The 21,064-nt window shown below is 35.8% G+C and carries 22 protein-coding genes and 1 pseudogene; 3 read left to right on the top strand and 20 right to left on the bottom strand.

The annotated features are described in order from the left end of the window. Positions 1-155: 155 nt before the first annotated feature. From IIF7_RS01025 to IIF7_RS01015, 3 genes are read left to right on the top strand one after another with little or no spacing between them, the layout of a single operon-like run. A complete protein-coding gene (locus tag IIF7_RS01025; protein WP_084839804.1) occupies positions 156-920 on the top strand; it encodes a 5'-nucleotidase C-terminal domain-containing protein in 765 nt (254 codons plus the stop codon). 51 nt (positions 921-971) lie between these two features. After that, positions 972-1,877, top strand: coding sequence for a bifunctional metallophosphatase/5'-nucleotidase (locus tag IIF7_RS01020; protein WP_084839803.1), 906 nt, complete (start codon positions 972-974; stop codon positions 1,875-1,877). Positions 1,878-1,929: 52 nt separating this feature from the next. After that, positions 1,930-2,667 (top strand): hypothetical protein, encoded by a 738-nt coding sequence (locus tag IIF7_RS01015; protein ID WP_084839802.1) that lies wholly within the window; start codon positions 1,930-1,932, stop codon positions 2,665-2,667. A 59-nt stretch (positions 2,668-2,726) separates the two neighbouring features. Here IIF7_RS01015 and IIF7_RS01010 read toward each other — a convergent pair whose 3' ends face one another. From IIF7_RS01010 to IIF7_RS00915, 20 genes and pseudogenes are all read right to left on the bottom strand, one after another. After that, positions 2,727-4,634 (bottom strand): beta-N-acetylhexosaminidase family protein, encoded by a 1,908-nt coding sequence (locus IIF7_RS01010; protein WP_245801466.1) that lies wholly within the window; start codon positions 4,632-4,634, stop codon positions 2,727-2,729. Between the two features lie 792 nt (positions 4,635-5,426). Beyond that, positions 5,427-5,819 carry a zinc-dependent peptidase gene (locus IIF7_RS01005; RefSeq protein WP_245801465.1) on the bottom strand — a complete coding sequence of 131 codons (393 nt, stop codon included), beginning with the start codon at positions 5,817-5,819 and terminating at the stop codon, positions 5,427-5,429. Between the two features lie 12 nt (positions 5,820-5,831). Beyond that, positions 5,832-6,044 carry a heavy-metal-associated domain-containing protein gene (locus IIF7_RS01000; RefSeq protein ID WP_008616468.1) on the bottom strand — a complete coding sequence of 71 codons (213 nt, stop codon included), beginning with the start codon at positions 6,042-6,044 and terminating at the stop codon, positions 5,832-5,834. Between the two features lie 20 nt (positions 6,045-6,064). Beyond that, on the bottom strand, positions 6,065-8,323 hold the full coding sequence (locus IIF7_RS00995) for a heavy metal translocating P-type ATPase (protein WP_084839800.1): 2,259 nt from the start codon (positions 8,321-8,323) through the stop codon (positions 6,065-6,067). Between the two features lie 164 nt (positions 8,324-8,487). Further along, entirely contained in the window at positions 8,488-9,066 is a 579-nt protein-coding gene (merTP, locus tag IIF7_RS00990; RefSeq protein ID WP_240462945.1) for a mercuric transport protein MerTP, read from the bottom strand. 35 nt (positions 9,067-9,101) lie between these two features. Continuing rightward, complete coding sequence (locus IIF7_RS00985) at positions 9,102-9,371, bottom strand: thioredoxin family protein (protein ID WP_084839799.1); 270 nt, start codon at positions 9,369-9,371, stop codon at positions 9,102-9,104. Positions 9,372-9,439: 68 nt separating this feature from the next. Continuing rightward, positions 9,440-9,820 carry a metal-sensitive transcriptional regulator gene (locus IIF7_RS00980; protein WP_262507634.1) on the bottom strand — a complete coding sequence of 127 codons (381 nt, stop codon included), beginning with the start codon at positions 9,818-9,820 and terminating at the stop codon, positions 9,440-9,442. Between the two features lie 25 nt (positions 9,821-9,845). Further along, positions 9,846-10,067 carry a GDCCVxC domain-containing (seleno)protein gene (locus tag IIF7_RS21030; RefSeq protein WP_072316382.1) on the bottom strand — a complete coding sequence of 74 codons (222 nt, stop codon included), beginning with the start codon at positions 10,065-10,067 and terminating at the stop codon, positions 9,846-9,848. Then, positions 10,067-10,663 (bottom strand): mercuric transport protein MerTP, encoded by a 597-nt coding sequence (merTP, locus tag IIF7_RS00970; protein ID WP_013072783.1) that lies wholly within the window; start codon positions 10,661-10,663, stop codon positions 10,067-10,069. The genes IIF7_RS21030 and merTP (IIF7_RS00970) overlap by 1 nt, the downstream gene beginning before the upstream one ends. Then, entirely contained in the window at positions 10,660-11,034 is a 375-nt protein-coding gene (locus IIF7_RS00965; RefSeq protein WP_008992796.1) for an ArsR/SmtB family transcription factor, read from the bottom strand. Before IIF7_RS00965 ends, merTP (IIF7_RS00970) begins: the two co-directional genes overlap by 4 nt. Positions 11,035-11,176: 142 nt before the next feature. Continuing rightward, positions 11,177-11,824: pseudogene (locus IIF7_RS00960) on the bottom strand (class I SAM-dependent methyltransferase). 82 nt (positions 11,825-11,906) lie between these two features. Beyond that, the gene (locus IIF7_RS00955; protein ID WP_013072784.1) at positions 11,907-12,473 is read right to left on the bottom strand and encodes a helix-turn-helix domain-containing protein; all 567 of its coding nucleotides are present in this window, start codon (positions 12,471-12,473) and stop codon (positions 11,907-11,909) included. Between the two features lie 263 nt (positions 12,474-12,736). Then, positions 12,737-14,539: an efflux RND transporter periplasmic adaptor subunit gene (locus IIF7_RS00950; RefSeq protein WP_084839798.1), complete on the bottom strand. Its 1,803-nt coding sequence runs from the start codon at positions 14,537-14,539 to the stop codon at positions 12,737-12,739. An 11-nt stretch (positions 14,540-14,550) separates the two neighbouring features. After that, positions 14,551-15,033, bottom strand: a complete 483-nt coding sequence (locus IIF7_RS00945; RefSeq protein ID WP_084839797.1) for a DUF305 domain-containing protein — start codon at positions 15,031-15,033, stop codon at positions 14,551-14,553. Between the two features lie 22 nt (positions 15,034-15,055). Continuing rightward, positions 15,056-15,766: a PepSY domain-containing protein gene (locus IIF7_RS00940; protein ID WP_008616453.1), complete on the bottom strand. Its 711-nt coding sequence runs from the start codon at positions 15,764-15,766 to the stop codon at positions 15,056-15,058. 776 nt (positions 15,767-16,542) lie between these two features. After that, on the bottom strand, positions 16,543-17,103 hold the full coding sequence (locus tag IIF7_RS00935; protein WP_072316387.1) for a DUF3347 domain-containing protein: 561 nt from the start codon (positions 17,101-17,103) through the stop codon (positions 16,543-16,545). Positions 17,104-17,126: 23 nt separating this feature from the next. After that, positions 17,127-17,579 carry a heme-binding domain-containing protein gene (locus IIF7_RS00930; protein WP_026754886.1) on the bottom strand — a complete coding sequence of 151 codons (453 nt, stop codon included), beginning with the start codon at positions 17,577-17,579 and terminating at the stop codon, positions 17,127-17,129. Then, a complete protein-coding gene (locus tag IIF7_RS00925) occupies positions 17,580-18,182 on the bottom strand; it encodes a DUF3347 domain-containing protein (protein WP_072316388.1) in 603 nt (200 codons plus the stop codon). It lies immediately after the preceding gene. Positions 18,183-18,239: 57 nt separating this feature from the next. Beyond that, on the bottom strand, positions 18,240-18,626 hold the full coding sequence (locus IIF7_RS00920; protein ID WP_008991354.1) for a DUF302 domain-containing protein: 387 nt from the start codon (positions 18,624-18,626) through the stop codon (positions 18,240-18,242). A gap of 21 nt (positions 18,627-18,647) precedes the next feature. Continuing rightward, on the bottom strand, positions 18,648-21,020 hold the full coding sequence (locus IIF7_RS00915) for a multicopper oxidase domain-containing protein (protein WP_072316390.1): 2,373 nt from the start codon (positions 21,018-21,020) through the stop codon (positions 18,648-18,650). Between the last annotated feature and the right edge of the window lie 44 nt (positions 21,021-21,064).

The raw sequence follows: 21,064 nt of genomic DNA, 5'->3' as shown, positions 1-21,064 counted from the left end.
CGAGAAGCCTTCAATCTTAAGCTGAGTTTTCATATTTAACAGGTTTGTTTTTTTTGTTACAATAATTACACAATATTGGCTTTACTTTAATTTCTTCTGAAGAAATGGCGCCTACGTTTGTAATCTACGTACCTTTGCCACGCAATTAAGTTACTATGAAAAAAGTTATTAAACAGATTCCCCTCATCTTTTGCTTTTTAAGTCTTATTTCCTGCAAATTTGATTCAGAAGTTTCCCAAAAAACTATTGAGGGCAAAGAAATCCCAATAGACAGTACGATTACCGGCGATCCTGAAATTGAAGAATTTATCGCTCCTTTTAAAGAACACCTAAACAAAACATTGGATAGCACTTTGGCCTACAATCCAAGCGTTTTAAGCAAAGGCGAAAAAGGAATGAATACCGGAATTGGTAATTTAATGGCCGATATTGTGATGGAACAGGCTAATCCTATTTTTAAAAGTCGCACCGGAAATTCTATAGATTTTGTGTTGCTTAATTACGGCGGAATTAGAGCTGAATTAAATAAAGGCGCAATTACCACTCGCGATGCTTACAACATGATGCCTTTTGAAAATCAAATCGTGGTGACTGAATTAAGCGGAGAAAAAGTAATGGAACTGCTTACTTATCTTGAAAAAGGAAAATCGGCACACCCGGTTAGTGGTATCAACATAAAAATGGATAAAGATTTTAAGATAACCAGCGCCAGCGTAAACGGAAAATCGATAAATCCAGAGCAGAATTATTTTGTAGCGACATCAGATTATTTACAGCAGGGCGGCGATAGCATGTACTTTTTTAGCGATCCGGTTAATTTATATGATATCGATTATAAACTTAGAAATGCGATTATCGATTATTTCCATAAGATCGACACGATAAAAGCAAAACAAGACGACAGATTTATTAAAGAATAGCTTAGCCTCATTGAGGATTACTAGCAAACTCTTAACCTGAATTGATTCCCCATGAAAAGAAGAAATTTTATTCAGCAAACATCAGCAGCTTCAGCATTTGTAGGATTAGGCGGATTATCTTCGCTTAGTTTTTCTGAAGCTCCTAAACATATTACCATTTTGCACACAAACGATGTGCACAGCCATATCGAAGCTTTTGGGCCAGATCACCACCGTAATCCAAATATGGGCGGCGTTGCCAAAAGAGCCGTACTTATAGAAAAGATTAGAAAAGAAAATCCTAACACGCTTTTGTTAGATGCTGGAGATATTTTTCAGGGTACACCTTATTTTAATTTTTACGGCGGCGAATTAGAATTTAAATTAATGAGTAAACTAAAGTATGATGCTTCAACTTTAGGAAATCATGATTTTGATAACGGAATTGATGGTTTGTACGCACAACTTCCTCATGCCGATTTCGATTTTTTAATTTCGAATTACGATTTCAGCAATACCATTATGGACGGCCACACCAAGTCTTACAAAGTTTTTACGAAAAACGGAGTTAGAATTGGCGTTTTTGGTGTTGGAATTGAACTTAAAGGTTTGGTAAACGATAAACTTTATAAGGAAACAAAATATCTTGATCCTATCGAAATGGCGACAGATATGAGCAACACCTTAAAAAACGAAGAAAACTGTGATCTGGTAATTTGCCTTTCGCATTTAGGGTATAAATATGACAGCGAAAAAGTAGATGATCATAAATTAGCCTCAAAAACCGAGAATATCGACCTTATTATTGGTGGCCATACGCATACTTTTTTAGATGAGCCAACAATCGTAAAAAACAAAGCCGATAAAAATGTGATGATTAACCAGGTTGGTTGCTACGGACTTTACCTTGGCCGTGTTGATTTTTACTTAAACGGAAGCAAAGCTATTACCGGTAATGGTAAAAGTGTAGAAATATAAAAAAACAGGCATGCATTTTGTATTCGCTTTTTAAACCAATCAAAAAGCGAACATGAAATATCATCACTATTTTCTATTTTTTCTGTTCCTTATCGTCACACCACGACATTTTTTTTCTCAAACTATCGAGCCGGTTTTAGGTTTAGATGGAAGCGTTTTTATTCAGGTAGACCGCATCATTATTAATACTGAAGGAAAAATTACTTACCTGCATCTTATCGAAGATATTCCTATTGGAGTAAAATTGGAAGAAGATCCTGTAATTGTTCTTGAAGAAAAACGAAGCTATCTTCAACTTCAGCAAAATTTACCCAAAAGCCTTTGGAATGATTTTGAATTAAACTTTAATAATGAGATCAGTTATTTTAACGGCTATTCGATCGATTATAATTTTCAAAATCGCATAAGCAAACTTGGAAATATTAAGATTGAATACAACTTAAAAAATAAGATCGATAAAATTGGAAAGTATGGGATTTCCTATAATTTTCAAGGAAAAATTGAGAAAGTAGGAAACTTAGAAATTGATTATAACTTCAGAAATCTTGTAGATAAAATCGGAAATAAGAGGATATCCTACAACTTTAAAAACCAAATAGACCAGATTGGCAACACCAAAATTGAATACGATCTAAAAGGAAGAATCGATAAAACTAGCTCTAAAAATATCGAATATAACCTAAATAATCGCGTAGAAGAAATTGGCGATTTAGATATTGAATACGACGCTATGGGAAGAATCTCGAAGATTGGCGATCGATACTTTCGCAGTTCATTCCACTCCAGATAAAAAGCCATACAAATTCTAAACTTTGCATGGCTTTCAATTTTCGTTTTAAATTTCCAGAATTAGAAACCTGAGATTAAGCTTGGCGCTTCTTTTATGAATGTATCTAAAACGCCATCGGCTATTTTTATTTTTCCGTCGAATCTTGTAGCTCCGGGAATACTTTCAATTTCAGCTGCTTTTTTAGCAAATTCATCAGCTTTTTCAAAATAAGTATTTGCTTCTGCATTTTCAGTCATTGCTGCTTTTAATCCTTCCGTAGTAAGCATAAGAGACTCTCCCCACAATTCCATTGCCTGCAACCAGGGTTTAGTTTCTTCAATAAAAATAGGATCCACAGTAGACCGAATAAGTGCCGGAGCCTCTTTAAATTCGGTTGCATAATGCATAAGTTTAGCCAGCACATTTTTTCTAGATTCAGCATCACCAAAAGCTATTTCGATCTTTACTTTATCCAGTAAAGCTTTTAAACGCGGCGCCTGTTCCTGCCACGGCTGGCTACCAAAAGTCGGCGCTAAATGTTGCGTATCAAAAAACTTCAATAAAGCTTCAGTTACTTTTATATCGCCTTTTGCCAGGTTTCGCGCAGCGTTATACCAAATGATATCTGGATCGTAAGCAGTATCATTCCACGCAAAAGAAGCCACACCGGTAACCGTCACCCTACTTGGCATTTCCTGATTCATAGGATTCGATAAAATCCCCGATAATTCTTTAGACAAACCAGCTTCTCTAAAACGGTATGGCGCCATTAACAATCTACCTTTTGTTTGTCCAAAATCATTCACAGGATAATTATCCCACAATAAAGTTTTCCTACCAAAAGCTTTGGTGGCCTGGCTGGCATCATTATTAGAAATTCTTGGCGGCACAACATCTGTTCCCGTCCATTGTATAATGATTTTTGGATCTAAATTCTCAATTAATGCATTTTTATATTCACTTTCCTTTGCATCGTAATATTCTGTTGGCACCATGATCAACGGACTCATACTTGAATCTAATTCATCCAATATAGCCTGCAACTTATTTAAAAGTTCAGATTGGGCAATTCCGGCTGCTTTTTTTCCAGATTCGCCGTAATACGCTTCATCTTTATCACAATTCCATTTCGTGTATTCAATATCATCCAGGGCCACATAAAAATTCTTAACACCTATTGCATATAAATTCTTGAATTTACTTTTTAGAGATTCAAGATCTGTAGGATCTGAAAAACAAATCGTTGGCCCGGGAGAAATCGCGTAAACAAAATTCACATGATTACTTTGAGCAACTTCAACAAGTTTCGCTAATTCGTCGATGGTTTCTTTTGGATAAGCTTCGCGCCACTGATCTCTGGCATAAGGATCATCTTTAGGACTATATACATAAGTATTCGCCTTTACGCTACCAAGGAATTCCAAATGTGATTGCCTGCTTTGCATCGACCAGGGCTTACCGTAAAAACCTTCGATAGTACCTCGAATTGGCATTGCCGGATAATCCTGAATTACAAGATTGGGAACAGCTTCCAGTTTTGTTAACTGGCTAAAAGTTTGTCCGGCATAAAACAATCCATTTTCGTCATGTCCAGCAAGCGTAATAAGTTCTCCACTCCCTATAGAAACTCCGGATAGCGTATACGACTCCTTCTTATCTACAATCTCGGCATTGCTTTTCTTTAAAGCCTGCTGAATAATTTTAGACTCATTCAATCCTAGTACGATAAAAGTATGATCTAGATTATCTGGTAATTCTGTAGCCGATTTTATAGATTTTACTCCTGAATTTTTTAATGCCTGCACCACTAAACTCTCAATTTCTGAAGGAAGATCGCTTGATTTCACAAGCGTTACAGAAGAAGTAATTAAAAACTCTCCCTGAGTTATTTCTACTGAAGCCGGTTGTGGATAAATTAGTGGCTTATAAAAAACTTTTGATTCATTGCCTTGAGAAAAGCATAAATTGAAGCTTAACATAATAAACATCAAGCACTTTAGAAGAATTCGCATTGGTTTTGAGAATTATTTTGTTACTAAACCGCTATTTCTAACATTCAAACTTTTAGAATGCAAAGAAAAATTACTCCAACAAGATAATTAATTCACCAATTACAACAAACTTTTATAAATTTTTAAATTTATAAAATAATCTTATTTAAAAATTTACACAAAAAACCTCTAATATCAGCGCTTGGCTTATTTAGATCAAATTGCGAACATAAAAAAACCGCATAATTCTGTAGAATTATGCGGTTTCGAGTTATCAATAAAGTGACCCCTATGGTACAAAACTCGAACCAATTAATAGAGGATTTAAAACTTTTGGCTGATATACTGGCTGCTTAATCTGTAATGAAGTCTTTAAAAGTAACTGATAGTTTATAGGTTATTTATAAAAGGAAAAAGTATGAAAACCTTTATGACCCATTTGGCCTATATATGATCCCATGCTGTCTTGGAGCGGACATTATAAGAAGTTCCCTTCTCTGTTGTTCCTTTTCTTTCAATGAACTCTCTATTTATCAGTTACTGTAAATCACGGGTAACCGTACTTTTTTTGATATATTCTCAAGTTGTTGGTATTCTGCATTATTTATAGAACCATGTCCTTTAATATATAAGAGCATTGACTTGTCTGGTGAAGGTTTTGTCTTTTAAAGTAATCGACAATCAGCTCTGTGATGTTGAGTATTTCGTAAAAAGGTATATTTTTACAATTAATTTTTGGTACCCCTCAACCATTATCTTTTGCAGGATATAAATAATCATTTACTTTCATTAATTCAGAAAATAAGATATGGAGTTATCCTTACTGCTAAATTGCATATCCTCATTAAAATTATCAGGATATAAAAGGATGCCACTTAAATTTGTGTAGTGCCATTCCTTGAAGCCAAAAACTGGAATGACGGCACTTGCTGCAATTAAAACCTTATCCAACTCTTCCAGTTCAAACTGCACAGCATCGATATAGACCTCACTTAAAAATAGCATCATTTTTTGCTGAAAAATTAGCTGTGCGTCTTTTGATAGATTTCTATAAAACAGCACATTATCCGTCAATAATTTATGCCAATGTTCTGGAAATGGCTTTACACTATGACGTTTTGCTTTTCTATAAAAATGAACAGCAAAAAGAACAATCACAACCGAAATAAAAATATAAGCCATATTAAAAACGTATTAATCTACAGGTTCGGCCTTAAATCCCACTTTTTGCAAAGTCGCCTTTACATCTTCTTCGGTTACACCATCGCTTTCAATGGTTAGGATTTTATCAGGATTAGAGGTATCTACTTCCCAACTTTCTACACCTTCTTGTTTGTTTAAAAAAGGGGTGACTTTTGATACGCACCCACCACAATTGATATTTGTTTTAAATTTTAAAGTTTTCATAGTATTGAATTTATTTATTATTAAAGTTTTACTCGTTTAAGTCTTAAGCTATTTGCAACTACGGATACACTACTGAATGCCATTGCTGCACCTGCAATCATCGGATCCAACAAAAACCCATTTACAGGATAAAGAACTCCCGCTGCAATTGGAATGCCAATAATGTTGTAAATAAATGCCCAGAATAAGTTCTGACGTATGCCCAACACGGTTCTTTTTGATAGTTCCAATGCTTTTGGGATAGATTGTAAATCTGATGTTATCAAGGTCATTTTTGCTACATCCATTGCGATATCCGAACCTTTGCCCATAGCAATACTCACATTGGCTTGCGCCAGGGCGTGCGAATCGTTGATACCATCGCCCACCATTGCTACTATCTTTCCGTCCGCCTGTAATTTTTCGACAAAAGCCGCTTTGTCCGAAGGCATCACTTCTCCTTGGTAATTTGTTATTCCTACTTGTTTTGCGACAGCAGATGCGGTTTTATTGTTATCTCCAGTAAGCATATAGACCTCAATGCCTCGTTCTTGAAGTGTTGCTATGGCCATTTTTGAAGTTTCCTTAATCTTGTCTGCAATGGCGAGTATCGCCAGCACTTGATCTTCGTTACCAAAGAATATGACTGTTTTTGCTTTTTCTTCGAGACTTTCTGCTGTTTGCATTAAAGTAGCGTCGATTTGAATATCCTTTTCGACCATTAGTTTATGGTTGCCCACATAATATTTTGAACCATTCTGCTGTTGCGCCTTTACACCTTTTCCGGTAATACTTTCGAAGGAAGTAATTTCTGCTTTTTCAATATTTTCATCTTTTAAGTGATTGACTACAGCTTCCGCCAAAGGGTGTTCTGATTGTGCTTCAATAGCTAGAAGAACTTTTTTGTATTCGTTGATATCTTCGAGTTTATCCTTCCAAAATATATCAGTTACTAAAGGTTTTCCTTCTGTAATTGTACCTGTTTTATCAAGAATGACAGCATTCACTTTATGACCGAGTTCTAAACTTTCGGCATCCTTTATAAGGATATTATTTTCTGCGCCTTTACCAATTCCCACCATAATGGCGGTAGGTGTTGCCAATCCCAAAGCACAAGGACAGGCGATTACCAATACTGCTACAGAGGTCAATAAGGCTTGTGAAAAGGCATTATCGCCTCCTACTGACATCCAGACAATGAAGGTTACAATGGAAATACCCAATACCACAGGAACGAAAATACCGGCAATCTTATCGACCAGTTTTTGAACGGGTGCCTTACTCCCTTGCGCTTGCTGAACCATTTTAATGATTTGGGAAAGCAGGGTTTCTCCACCTACTTTTTCAGCGGTAAATTGAAAACTTCCTTTTTGATTAACGGTACCAGCGAATACCTTTTCCCCTTGGGATTTCTGAACTGGAACGGGTTCTCCAGTAATCATACTTTCATCTACATATGAGCTTCCCTTGGAAACTTCGCCATCCACGGGAATCTTTTCTCCGGGACGCACCAAAATGGTCTGACCAACCTGTACGGATGAAATAGGGATTTCCCTCTCTTCCCCATTCTCAATAATTTTAAGGGTTTTAGGCTGAAGCCCCATTAGTTTTTTAATGGCTGAAGATGTATTTGATTTTGCCTTTTCTTCCAATAGTTTCCCCAAGGAAATAAAGGTGATAATCACGGTAGCCGCTTCGTAATATACGTGAGGCTCGATGCCACGACTTAACCAAAATTCAGGAAAAAAGGTATTGAATACACTAAAGAGGAAGGCGATTCCGGTACTCAACGCCACCAAGGTATCCATATTTGCTTTACCGTGTTTGGCCTGCTTGAAGGCATTGATGAAAAAACTGCGCCCAAACCAAAAAAGAATTGGAAAGACCAATACCAATGAAATCCATTTGCCTGGTTCCCATTGCATATAGAACATTCCCAACACAAAAATGGGTAGCGTAAGTATCGCCGACCAGATGGTTCGGTTTTTTATGTCCTGATAATGCTTTTGCTGAAGTTCTTGCTGTACTTCCGAAGGGTCTTCGGCATCAATTATAATATCGTAACCGACCTCACGAAGCGCGTTTTGAAGTTGATTTGGACTCAACTCCTTGTCATATTCCACAAGAACGGAACTATTGGCAAAATTAACACTTGCATCAAACACACCTTCTGTGTGTTTTAATACAGATTCAACACTCGCTGCACAAGAGGCACAGGTCATTCCCGTAACTGGAAATGATTCTTTCACACCCTGTTTATGATTCTTCTTTTTGGTTTCAAATATGTTGATTGTCTCCATAAATCCGTTCTTATTTGTATGTTACAAATTTCAGGATTAAAAGACTGTAATGTGTTACGTTATATGCTGAATGATTTGTAGAATTTACTCTTCACGAATTATTACTACCAATTGGATAAGTCGTTTTTAATTTATCTTTTATCACCGCAATGGATACGTGTCTATCAGTCTCTACTATTTGTAATCAAATACCCTTTTGATTGAATGACCTTTTTTATCTCATCGACATTCGTTTTAGTGGTATCAAATTCTATAATTGAAGTCCCTTCTTCAAAAGACGTAGATACATTTGTAACCCCGTCAATTTTGTTTACCGAATGGTTGATGTTTTCTTCACAACCCGAGCATACCATCCCTTCAATATTCAACTTTACAGTTTGAATATCGGTATTGTTTGTTGCAACAATTCCTACTTTCTCCGTTGAATGAAATATTTGTGGATAATAAGAAACCAATGTCATTACAACAACAAACACTGTAACCAACCACAAATAGAATTTCGACTTAAAAAATGATGGCTTAGCCATATCACAGTTACCACAATCGTCCACCTTCTTTTTTTTATAAACCTGATAAAAGGCCAGTCCCAATGACAAAAATGCTATAACCAACAGATAAGGTTTCAAGGCAATAAGCCAAGAAAAATAGACAGAACTTCCACTAATACCAGCTACACTTGTAAGTAGCAAAGGACCCCAGCAGCATAGTTTAAGGGAAACTGCTGAAAATACAGCAGTCCCCATAGATGTTTTTTTGTTCCATTTAGTAATTGCCATACCTAACAACATCCTATTCCCGCGTTTACCAAATCCTCTTTTGTGATTTCGATTTTGGTGCAGCAATTCAGTAGTTTTCCGTCCACAGCAATGGCGGGAACTCTTGTAACCCCATATTCCTTCATTTTTGAAACACAGATTTTACTTTCGCATTGCTCGGACAGATTATGAAGTGTGATTTCGCAGTCCTTTCCTGCTGTCTCTTTTACTAATTGCACCACAGGCTCGCATACCGGGCAACCTGCTGTAAAAATCTCGATTTGTCGTTTCATCTTATTTAAGTTTAAATTAATAATGGAACAAAGATGAGAACGTGAGGTAGGGGGTCACCAAACTTTTTTTAACCTTTTTTTTCGTTGTAGTTTTTTAATCTGGTTTCAATAGTTTGGATTTCTTTTAAGCGATTGGTCAAATCGGATAATTCCAAATTGGGGAATTCACTTTTTAAATATTCAATTTTATCTTCATTGCCACAATTTCCTGGGCAAGAGTCCACGGCCTTTACAATTCCAATAGCAAGTGCTTTTCGATAGACTTCATCCAGCAGTAAGTAATGTGCTTTTTGAATCCCCTTATCAATGGATCTGAACTGTATGTTTATTTGTTCGGGGTCCTTTCCTTCATCAAGCATTTTAACAATGCCGTTTATTTGACCACTCAAAGTTTTTAATCTGGATTTAATATCCAAGATTAAATCAGTAGGTAATTTGTACTGTTCCATATTCATAATTTGTCCATTATAATGTTTAGCAACAACTTGAATTATTACATCTTTTATTTTCTTGAATTGGTGGGCAGGCCACAGTACCGTAAGAACAGAATACGCAGCAATCTCCTTCTTTTGGTTTAAGTATTTGTTTGCAATTATCACATTCATAAAAGAATTGACAGGATTCTGTTGGCATTTCTTCTACTTTTTTGTGTCCACAATTTGGACAGGTAATTTCTGATTTTAATTGGATTTCCATTAGTTTTTTCTGTCAGTTACTTTATAGCCTGTTGCGTTAATTGCATTTTCAATTTCTTTTTCATTGGTTTTGGTTTTATCAAACTCAATGATTGCATTTCCATTTTCGTAAGACGCCTTTGAGTTTACAATTCCGTTGAGTTTGTTTACTTCGTGATTGACGTGTTCTTCGCAACTTGCACAAGTCATTCCGCTAATTTTAAATTCCATTGTTTTAATATCCGATTTGTCAACTACGATTATTTGCTTTTCTATGTTTGGATAAAAAATGGATGAATAATATGGAAATGCCAGCATTATAATTGCAAATACAGTTACAATTCCTAAAAACTTTTTTGATTGTATAAATTTTGGTTTTTCGTCTGTTTCACATTCGCAGTCAATTTCTTTTTGAGGTTTTAGTTTTTGATACCAAGCAAAGCCGAGCACTAAAATTGTTAGCCCGATTAGATAAGGTCTAAAAGGCTCAAGCCAAGAAAATGTTGAGGCAATTCCACTTGTTCCCGCGATTAAAGCCAAAACGGGTGTAATACAACATAATGAAGCTGTAATAGCAGCAAGTAAACCTGCACCAATTAATTTGTTCTCACGTTTCATATCGTTTCTAAAACTTTGTTTTTATCGAGTATTTCAAAAAACGGATTTAATAATGTTGAATATTCAGGGGTTAGTGAGTAAAAAATCGTTTGAGCATCTCTTTCGGTTTCCAATAAATTTCTGTCCTTCATTTTTCTCAAATGTTGAGAGATAGCAGAAATATTCATTTCGAGAATATCACTTAAGTCGCAAACGCAAAGTCGTTTCTCCTCAAAGAGTAGGTAAAGAATTTTTAGCCGAACATTATTTCCGACTAAAGAAAGTCCATTTGCCAAATAGTCAAACGATTCATTTAATTCTGAAACTGTCTTTTTACAACGGTTTATCTGTTCAATATCTGCCTGTTGTCTTATGCAAGAATTATTTTTCATAAGGCAAAGTTACAATTATTTCTTATTTAAGCAAATACTTAAATACAAAAAAGAATGATATGTAAATTTTGATCATTATGTTCCTTTTGTTTTGATTTGTGTTTTGCAAAAACTAAAACTACCGAATTGTACATCTGTTCTTTTAGCTTGTAGGTGAAGGTATTGCTGGCTTTACAGTTAATTGTCTTTTAAAACTACAAAACAGAAAATTCTGTATGGTGTTGAATGGTGTTGTGTGGTCCTCTGATACACAGCGAATTTTGTCAAATCCTTTTTTTAATTCCGATGTTAATTCCTCTTCATTGTATTGTTTTATTTCAAGTCCGCTACATTTTTTTGGTCCGTTTTGTGAAAAGGTTCCTATTATTAAATAACCTCTTACAAATTTTGTCGCTATGTTAGTATATTTTTTAATCTGATCATCTGTTGTAAGAAAATGAAAAGTTGCTCTGTCGTGCCAAACATCGAAAGATGTATCTGGTTCAAATTCGGTAATGTCGCTTACAATCCAATTTACTTTACTTGCCTTTTCTCCCAGTCTTTTTTTAGCTTTCGCAATTGCTTTTTCTGAAATATCAAGTACAGTAATGTTATTATACCCTTCCTTGAGTAAATAGTCAACAAGTTTACTGTCGCCACCACCAATGTCTATAATTTTTGCCTTTTTATTTAGTTTGAACGAACGTATAAACTTCAGTGAAGTTTTTGGTATTTCTTGCGTCCAACTTACCTGGTCTGGATTTTTAGTTTCCTAAACTGTTTCCCAATGTTTCTTTCTGTCTAATTTCATTTTGATATCTAAATTCGGTTCATTGGTAAATCAATATATCATCTACTGATTTAAATACCCCTTTAATAGTGGTAAACACGCCCTAAATCTCATCCAAGGATTTTCGGTTTTTGTCTACAGATTTCTTGAACTGCGTAGGTGTCATCCCAGTAATTTTCTTGAACTGATTGCTTAAATATGCAACGCTACTATAATGTAGTTGAAAAGCTATTTCACTTAAGGTTAGTTCATCGTAAACTATGAGTTCTTTTATACGTTCAATTTTTTGGTTGATGATATATTGCTCAAACGTGATGCTTTCTACTGACGAGAATAGGGAACTTAAATATTTGTAATCCAAATTAAGTTCACCACTTATAATATCTGCCCATTTTAAATCGGTTTCGTCGTTGGAATGATGTATTTTCTCAACAACCAAAGTTTTCATTTGCTCAATAAGTTGACTTTTACGGTCGTCAATCAAACTGAAACCTGAATTTTGAAGGGCTTCGGAAAGCTCTTTTTTGGTGTTTGCATTTAATGTTGACACTAATTTAACTTCTCCCAATTTAATAGAAGCATAGGATATTTCAAGTTGTTTTAAAATATTGGATACTGCCGAGATACATCTTGGGCAGACCATATTTTTAATATAGATAATCTCTCTCATATAATACTTGTCTTTAAAACAAGGTTAACCCAGATTTGTGTAAAGAATAGTAAACAGCAGCTATCGCAGCAATTACAAAAATCAATACTATCACAACAAAAGCTATAATTTTATCTTTTTTTGTGATATTACTTTTAGGTTGATGCTTCTTCCTTTCATTTTTTCGTCTATTTCTTCTGCTTTCACTCATTATCGTTCGCCATTATAAAACCAAGATTATTTTTTGGCCTTATGTAGATTACTTGATTAATCCGTAATTCGTTTTATTTTAAAGTTGCTTTTACCTCTCCACAGGTTAACATAGCCTCTCCATAATATGGATTTCGCACTTCTTCTTCCAAACTTATCCAATAGGCACCTTTATTGTTATTGGCCATTGGGCAAAACTGGATATATACATTTTGGTTGACCCCAAAAAGCTGTACACCACTTATCATATGTGCCGAAAGATGCTTGAAATGCCCTCTTTGTGCTGCTATGTCTGAACTGTTCTCAATAGCATTTGCAGATGATTTTAGTTCCTTTTGAATGGTCATCCAATGGTTGTGTGCTTTTTCATCGGACAGCAACTTCATATCAACATTTTTTAAGGATTGGATTATTTGCTTTCCTGCTTGTTGTGCACTTTTAGCATCGTCATTAACCAAAGCATCTTTTACAAGGATATAATCATCAAAAACCTGCTTCAATTGATTTTGAAATTTCTTTGAAACAGCTATCCTTTCTTTCATTTCAGAATGGTCTGTATTCACCACATTATCCCCAGTATTGTTTCCTTGCATACCCAAATGCCCTTCGTGGCCAGTCATTGTCTTACCTCCTGCCGTGTTCATCATACTTTTCTTGCCCTGTAACTGTGCAGCAGCATCTACGGTAAATGTGCCGTTAGTTACCACTTCATCTCCATTTTTTAAACCTTCAAGAACGGTATAACTATCGCCAGTGGCATTGCCCAATAAAACTTCTTTCATCTCAAAAACAGCTTTATTAGGGTCTGTTTTGACATAGACCACAGAACGTTCGCCCGTCCACATAACAGCCGTTGACGGTACAGAAACGGTGTTCTCTGTGCTCGTTCGAGCACCCTCGATTTTTCCTTCCACAAACATTCCCGGCTTAAAGAGGTCTTTTTTATTTTGTAAAACAGCTCTCACAACCACCGTTCTTGTAGCAGAGTTTAATAAGGGGGCAATAAACGAGACCTTGGCGTCAAACACTTCATTTCTATAGGCATTAGTGGTTACTTTAATGGTTTGTCCTTCTTTTAAGGACGCAATTTGGTTTTCGTAAGCATCAAATTCTGCCCATACTGTATTGAGATTGGCAATTTTGTATAAGGGTTGTCCTTGTTTTACATAGTCACCTTCTTCTACCATTTTCTGTGTTACCGTTCCTGATACGGTTGCGTACACAGGAAAGTTTTCTTGTACTTTCCCAGAGTTTTCTATGGCGTTGATTTGCTTTTCTGAAAGTTTCCAAAGTTTGAGCTTGTTTCTAACAGCTTTATATAATTCTGGTTGCGATTCTTTCAATGATGAAGCGGTAAGCAGTTCTTGTTGTGCCGCAACTAATTCTGGCGAATAAATAGTTGCCAAGCGTTGTCCTGCGCCAACACGTTCTCCTGTTGAATTAACGTATAGTTTTTCAATTCTTCCTCCAAAATATGTGACCTGTACGGCATTTGACTCTTCATTTGCTTTTATCTTTCCAGATAATTTTAGGGAATTATTTCCTATTTGTCCTTGTCCCACAAGTGACGTTTGAATATTGGCTAGAGCCATTGCGTTATCGGTCATTTTAATTTCATTGGCATTGAGGCCATCGGCACCCGATTCAGCTGGAATTAAATCCATTCCACATATTGGGCAGTCGCCAGGTTCTGGTTGCATAATCTGTGGGTGCATAGAACAGGTCCACATTTGATTAGTAGCAATTTCTTCTGAATGTTCGTGATTGTCTTTAGCACTATTTGTTGCCTTATCAGTAGAATCTCCACCGAACAGTAGAAAGCCACCTAGAAGGCCAACAATCAAGGCAATACCTATATAAATGATGTTTTTTTTCATTGTCTTTGTTTTTATTTGTTATTTTCTAATCGTTTAATCATTGCTTTCATTTCTGCAATTTCCTTTTCTTGTGCTTTAATTATATCATCTGCTAATTTCTTCACTTCCGGGTCTTGTATATCCGCTCGCTTACTGGTTAAAATGGCGATAGAGTGATGCGGAATCATAGCTTTCATATAGTGCACATCGCCAATAATTGGGGCCTGTGCCCTCACAAGGCCTAACGCGCCACCAAATAGAACAATACTTCCAAGAACAATTGCTATATTTTTCTTTTTGTTTTGGTACATATTACGCATTGTTACAAACATAATAATGGCCATAGCGGCAATACCCAAACAGCTCATATAAAATCGGGTAAGACTAAAATAGACGTGGTCAATTTCATAAGAGTTTAAGTACATTGTAACGTACATTGCTATGAAGGATGCCACGAGCATACCTACAAATTTTGTGTAGTTGTTTTTCTTTGAATTTTGATTTGAATTTTCCATTTTATGTTGGTTTTAGTGTTACTTATTTTCGTTTCTTTTTAACCAATTTTCTAATTGTGGGCGACGATATGTACCAAAGTAAGAACCCACTTAATACTGTAATTAACCCTAACAATGAAAACGCCCGCAGGATTATGGTATTAAAGTTGTCCCTGCCTTGATAGTCCATAGTGTGGTTCATCCACAAAAAATCGAACCAGCGCCAGTTTCTATGACGAACGGTCTGAAATGCACCATTTTCTATGGCGACATAAGCCTTCAAGTTTTGTGGGGTTTTATATGAAATCTCATAGGCTGGTAATGGACGACCACGGTATTCGTGATGTGCATCTACTTTCTCAATTCGTTTTATACCCCTTATTTCCAAATCGGGCAGCATATATCTATTGGCTACCTGTTTTGCTTCAGCTTTAGTAATACCATTTTTTTCATTTCCCGTTTTAGCACTAAATAAATTAGCTTCGTTAATCCAATAGTACGGCTCATTGGCTATTTCCAATAATTTTAGTGTTTGGATTGGTTCTTCACTCGCTAATTGCTCAGTCCCCAATAGGTTGGAAAAAGCAGTTTGCCGTGGCTTTTCTTTTTTGAACTGGTCGCCGTGTATTTCATCAATGTCCGTCCAGCTAAAATACATTCCGCTGATAGTCCACATCAAGAACTGAATGCCGAGGAATATACCCAAGTATCGGTGCGCTTTTCGAATCCATTTTGCTGTCTTTCTGTTGACCATACTTTCTATAATTTAATTCACAAAATATTTGACAATTATTCCACCTACCAACCAGACGTAACAGATATAGGCAACATACTTTAAAATCTTTTCAAGCAATGGGCTTTTAGGTGCCATCCCGCTCATCGTACTTTCAACACCCTTATTTTTAAAGAACCCTAAATAGTTGTTTGTAAAACCCTGTGTTTTCAGATTTTTCTATTGTGTTCACTTTAGTCATTTTCAATTTATTTCCTTAACTAAATAATTGAAGCGCCAAAGCACCACCAACTATTAAGATTAGTATGGTATATATTATGTAATTGAACCATTTTCTAATTACAGACTTTTCAGTTGTATTTTGACACCCGTCTTTGCAACACTCTTTCATTGTTATATCATCCTTTTTTATATGCAAAATCCTTTAAATAATACTTGAAAATGAGAGGCAACCTTTATTAACCAATAAACCAACCAAAATGTTTACCCCTCACAATCAAGTACTCTTCACTAAACTTCTCTTCATCATAAATTTTTAATTGTCTGACATAGGAAGAGAGATGTTATTATTTTAAGGGTTTAATCCCTCTCCCTTGTGCAGGCTGCTATTAACCAAATCAACTTTTCTTTTTCAAAATTCGTTGTGCCTGACTAGGGAAGGAACTAACACTAACCATCAACATTGTTTTCCTTCCCAGGACAGGACTTAAAAACTATTCAGATATCTTTATCATTTTACAACCTTCTGTTAACTAATAAACCAGAACATTGAAAATATTTTTTAAACAAAGGATTATCTATTGAATAGTCTTTTGAACTTTTCCGCATTTAAGCATTCTACTGCCGTAATATGGATTTTTCACTTCTTTACTTGTACTCAACCACGCACTACCCTTATCATACATTGGGCAAAATTGCTCGTATAACGTGCTTTTTGTACCCGTAATAGCTACCATATCAGTAATATCCTTACTTAACGTTTTAAAGTGCTCGCGTTGGTGGTCTATGGCACTTTCAGAAATATGCTCGGCGTGCTCTACGGCATCTTCTATAATGTCTTCTAATTCTTCTTGATTTTCTTTTGAATAACTGTCCGTATCAAATGCTTTAAGAGTGGCTACCAATTTTGTTCCTGCTTGTGCTGCCTTTTTTGTATCGTCCGCAACTAAAGCATCTTTTAAATTAAAGTAATCACTTAAAATAGCTTCTGCTTTTGCGTCACTATTTTTATTCATCATTTTGCTATGGTCCATTTTCATATCTCCGTGATCGTGGTTCATTTTTTCTTTTTCCTGTGCATTGGTAAAAGAAACTGCTAACAATAGCATTGCTGCAATACTCATTTTTAAATTTTTCATTTTAATTACTTTTAAATTATTGTTTATAAACTATCTTTTAATTGTGTGATAAAATTGATTAACTCTTCTGCTTCAGCTTCTGTAAATGTTGCCTCACTATGTATCAAAGTGTAAGAATCCAAAGGCATTTCGCCATTTTCAATCTGCTTGATAATAGACCTTAACTTACTTGCTTTTCTTCGGCTGGATAATGAATCCCATTCGTTGAAATTAAGTTCAGCTTTTCCTTCTTTAATATGGTCTTCCAAAAACCAAGCAACAGGTTGAATCTTATTATACCAAGGGTATTGAGTATTATTGCTGTGGCAATCATAGCAGGATACCTGTAACTTTTTTTGAATAGTTTCTGGTACATTATTGACCAGCATAAAATCAGTTGACGGTACAGTATCACTTTGATTGCGTGTAGTCGGAATAAATTGAATTCCCACGAACGCTACCAGTAGTACTATTGCTATAATCTTTACAATTTTCATTTAGTTAATTTCACGTTGTACTTTGCCGCATTTTAACATTTGACTACCATAGTATGGATTGCGCACTTCCTCTTTAGTACTTAGCCAAGCTGTACCGCCATCATACATAGGGCAAAACTGCTCGTAAAGCTTCATCTCTGCTCCTGTTATAGCAACCATATCTATAACATCTTTACTTAAAACTTTAAAATGTTCGCGCTGGTGTGCTATATCACTTTCTGAAATGTGTTCTGCGTGTTCAACTGCATCCTCTACAATATCCTTTAATTCCGATTGCTGGGTATCGTTATATTGTGAGGCGTCAAAATTTCCTAAGGATGTTGCTAGGGTTGCCCCAAGTTCTTTGGCTTTGCCATTATCATCTCCCACCAAGGCATTCTTTAAGTTGAAATAGTCATTTAATACCGCTTGTGTATTACTATCTCCACCCATTGCCATTTCCCTCTTTTCGCCGTCGTGATGACCATCACTGTTATCGTGGTTCATTTCTGAATGGTCTCCATCCGTGCTATTTTGTTCTTTGCTGTTGTCTTTACAAGACATTACTGTTAAGGTTATGAATGCTATCGCAACTATACCTAATGTTGATTTTAATTTGCTCATTTTGTTTTAATTTAAGTTTGTGTTTATTAATTATTATTACTGCCTTTTTATAGTGTCTTATAATTTTTCAATGACGTTTTCCAACATTGCAGTTATTTCGCTGGCTACCTCATTCAATTTTTCATTTTTTACAGCTTGCATTGAAGCCATTGGGTTTACGGCCGCAACTTCAATGATACCTGCTTCGATTTCCTGTACTATGACATTGCAGGGCAACATCGTTCCAATTTTATCTTCTGCTTGCAAAGCTTTATGTGCATAGGGCGGATTACAAGCTCCGAGTATCCTATACTTTTTAAAGTCTATATCCAGTTTTTTCTTTAGTGTTTCTGTTACATCAATTTCTGTAAGGATTCCAAAACCTTCTTCCTTTAATCCTTGTGTCACTTTCTCTATGACCTCTTCGAAGGTTCCATTGATTGTTTTATTAAAATAATAGTTCATCTTTTTTTAATTTTTAGTTGTTTAAAATCTTGCTAATAGTCCACCACCCAATCCATATCGGTTATTGTAGTTAGCTTGGATTGAAAAATTGCGCGAAAGAATGTATGCAACCCCTACCAACCATTGTGTTTCGCTTTCAAATGATTTATTATTCTCTAAATCATTGACCCATCCAAAATCTGCTCTGTATTCGTATTCGCCTTCCAAAAAAATTCTTGGAAAAATCAATAATTCTCTGTCCAAACGTATTCTTGGGCGTAGCTGATGGTCCATACTCACATCTACATTAAATCTATAAGGCGTAAAATACTTTACACCAACCAATCCTACGGTATTAAATGTATCGTAAGAATCTGGTGTTGACGTTTCGGTATTTACTCCTGCATAAACACGTACCCAATCGTTCAGATACCTATTATAACTTATTTCGGCTTCAAGATTTTGGTCGTAATCGAACTCTGTTCTCAAACCAAATTCATTTCGGATATTGCTCGACGTTAAAAAGAGTTCATTAAAATTTGAACCTGCACGAGCCAATCCCCACGAATAATAATGGTCTGTCTCATCAATAAGTTTCTGAACTGGATAATCTTTCATTCTATCATCCCTTGGGGTATCGTAACTAAACACTCTTGCCATACCACCCATCATATGGTACAATATGTGGCAATGAAAAAACCAATCGCCATACTCTTCGTTATAAAATTCAATAATAACTTTCTGCATTGGTGGTACGTTCACGGTATGCTTTAATGGGGAACGTTCTCCTTTTTCATTAATGACCCTGAAGTAATGACCGTGCAAGTGCATTGGATGGTGCATCATAGTCAGGTTATTTAATGTAATTCTGGTTACCTCGCCTCCTTTTATATTTATCTTATCGGTTTCTGATAATGGAACCCCATTCATACTCCATACATAGCGATTCATATTACCTGTTAGGTTAAGCAACACTTCATTTACTGGTAAATCTGCCTTAAATTCAGTTTTTTCTTTTGCCTCTAAAAAATCATAGTTGAAGTATGTCTTTCGCTCCTCATAATCAAAAGAAGTAGAATCCTTCTGCATCATTGGCATATTGTGCATATGACCTTCCATTTTATTTGATGCTCCATTATGGCTCATTGACATCGGGTCTTTTTTCATTCCCATTGTATCATCCATCTTCATATCCATTTGGTCATTCATTTTGCCATCTTTCATCGACATCTTATCGTTCCCCATTTTCATCTCGCCGTCCTTCATATTCATCTTCATTCCGTACTTCTGCATTAAAACTTCGGGTGTATTCTTCTTCTTGTTTCCAACCATTGCAGGTGCTCCCATTTTCATATCCATTTTGGCCATTTGCTTCATCATCTCTATTTTACTAGGTCTGTCAATTCTTTTAGCTGGATAAAGTTTGCCACTACCCAAACGAATTGAGGTATTACCAGAGCCGTCTTGTGCTGTGGCAGTAATTTCAATAGTTCCTTCTGGAATAGTTACAATTACATCATACGTTTCGGCTATGCCAAAGAGAAATCTGCTTTTGGAAACGGGTTGCACGTCAACACCATCACTGGAAACCAACATTGGGTTACCTCCTCCGAAATCCATCCAATAATAGGTAGATGCCGATGCATTGATAAAACGAAGCCTTACTTTTTCTCCTGGTTTAAATTCTGGGTACTCTACCAATTTTTTACCATTGGACAAAAATGTGGGATAATAAATGTCTGCAATATCTGCACCTTCCATTCTGTCTCGCCAAAATTTGAATTGTGCTCCTAATGCACCTTCTTTTATTACTCTACTTAAAGGTACTGCTGTTCCTTTTTTTACTTGATACCATTCGTTTCCTCTTTTAAGGTTACGTAATACATTCATTGGTTTTTCGTTTGTCCAATCTGATAATACCACGACTAAATCTTTATCATATTCCAAGGTTTTCTCTTTTGGATGAATGATAATAGACCCATAAACACCTTTTTGTTCTTGTAGCATTGTGTGGGAATGGTACCAATATGTTCCCGATTGGTTGATTGGAATCCTGTATTGGAAAGTTGTTCCTGGCTCAATCGGTGGGGTAGTTAAATATGGAACCCCGTCGTAAAAATTGGGAAGTATCAATCCGTGCCAATGCACTGAAGTTTCTTCATCCATTTTATTGGTTACGTTGATTATAGCAAGGTCTCCTTCATTAAATTCCAAAACAGGCCCAGGGATACCTCCATTGATAGTCATTGCATTAGCAGTAACACCACCAAGCGTCATTTTATTTTCTTCAATGGTAAGGTTATACTCTTGAATAGGTCGTCCTTCTTCTTTTCTATCTTGTCCGTTGGTTCCTACTTGTGCAACACTTTCAAATGAAACGAGAAGTACAAATAGTATTGTTATCTTTCTAATCATAATTCTTTATTTTAGTGTTCAAAAGCCAATTTGGCCTAGTTCAA

The sequence above is a fragment of the Zunongwangia atlantica 22II14-10F7 genome (assembly GCF_002094855.1).
Taxonomy (GTDB): domain Bacteria; phylum Bacteroidota; class Bacteroidia; order Flavobacteriales; family Flavobacteriaceae; genus Zunongwangia; species Zunongwangia atlantica.
This window is presented reverse-complemented; position numbering and strand designations above follow the sequence as displayed.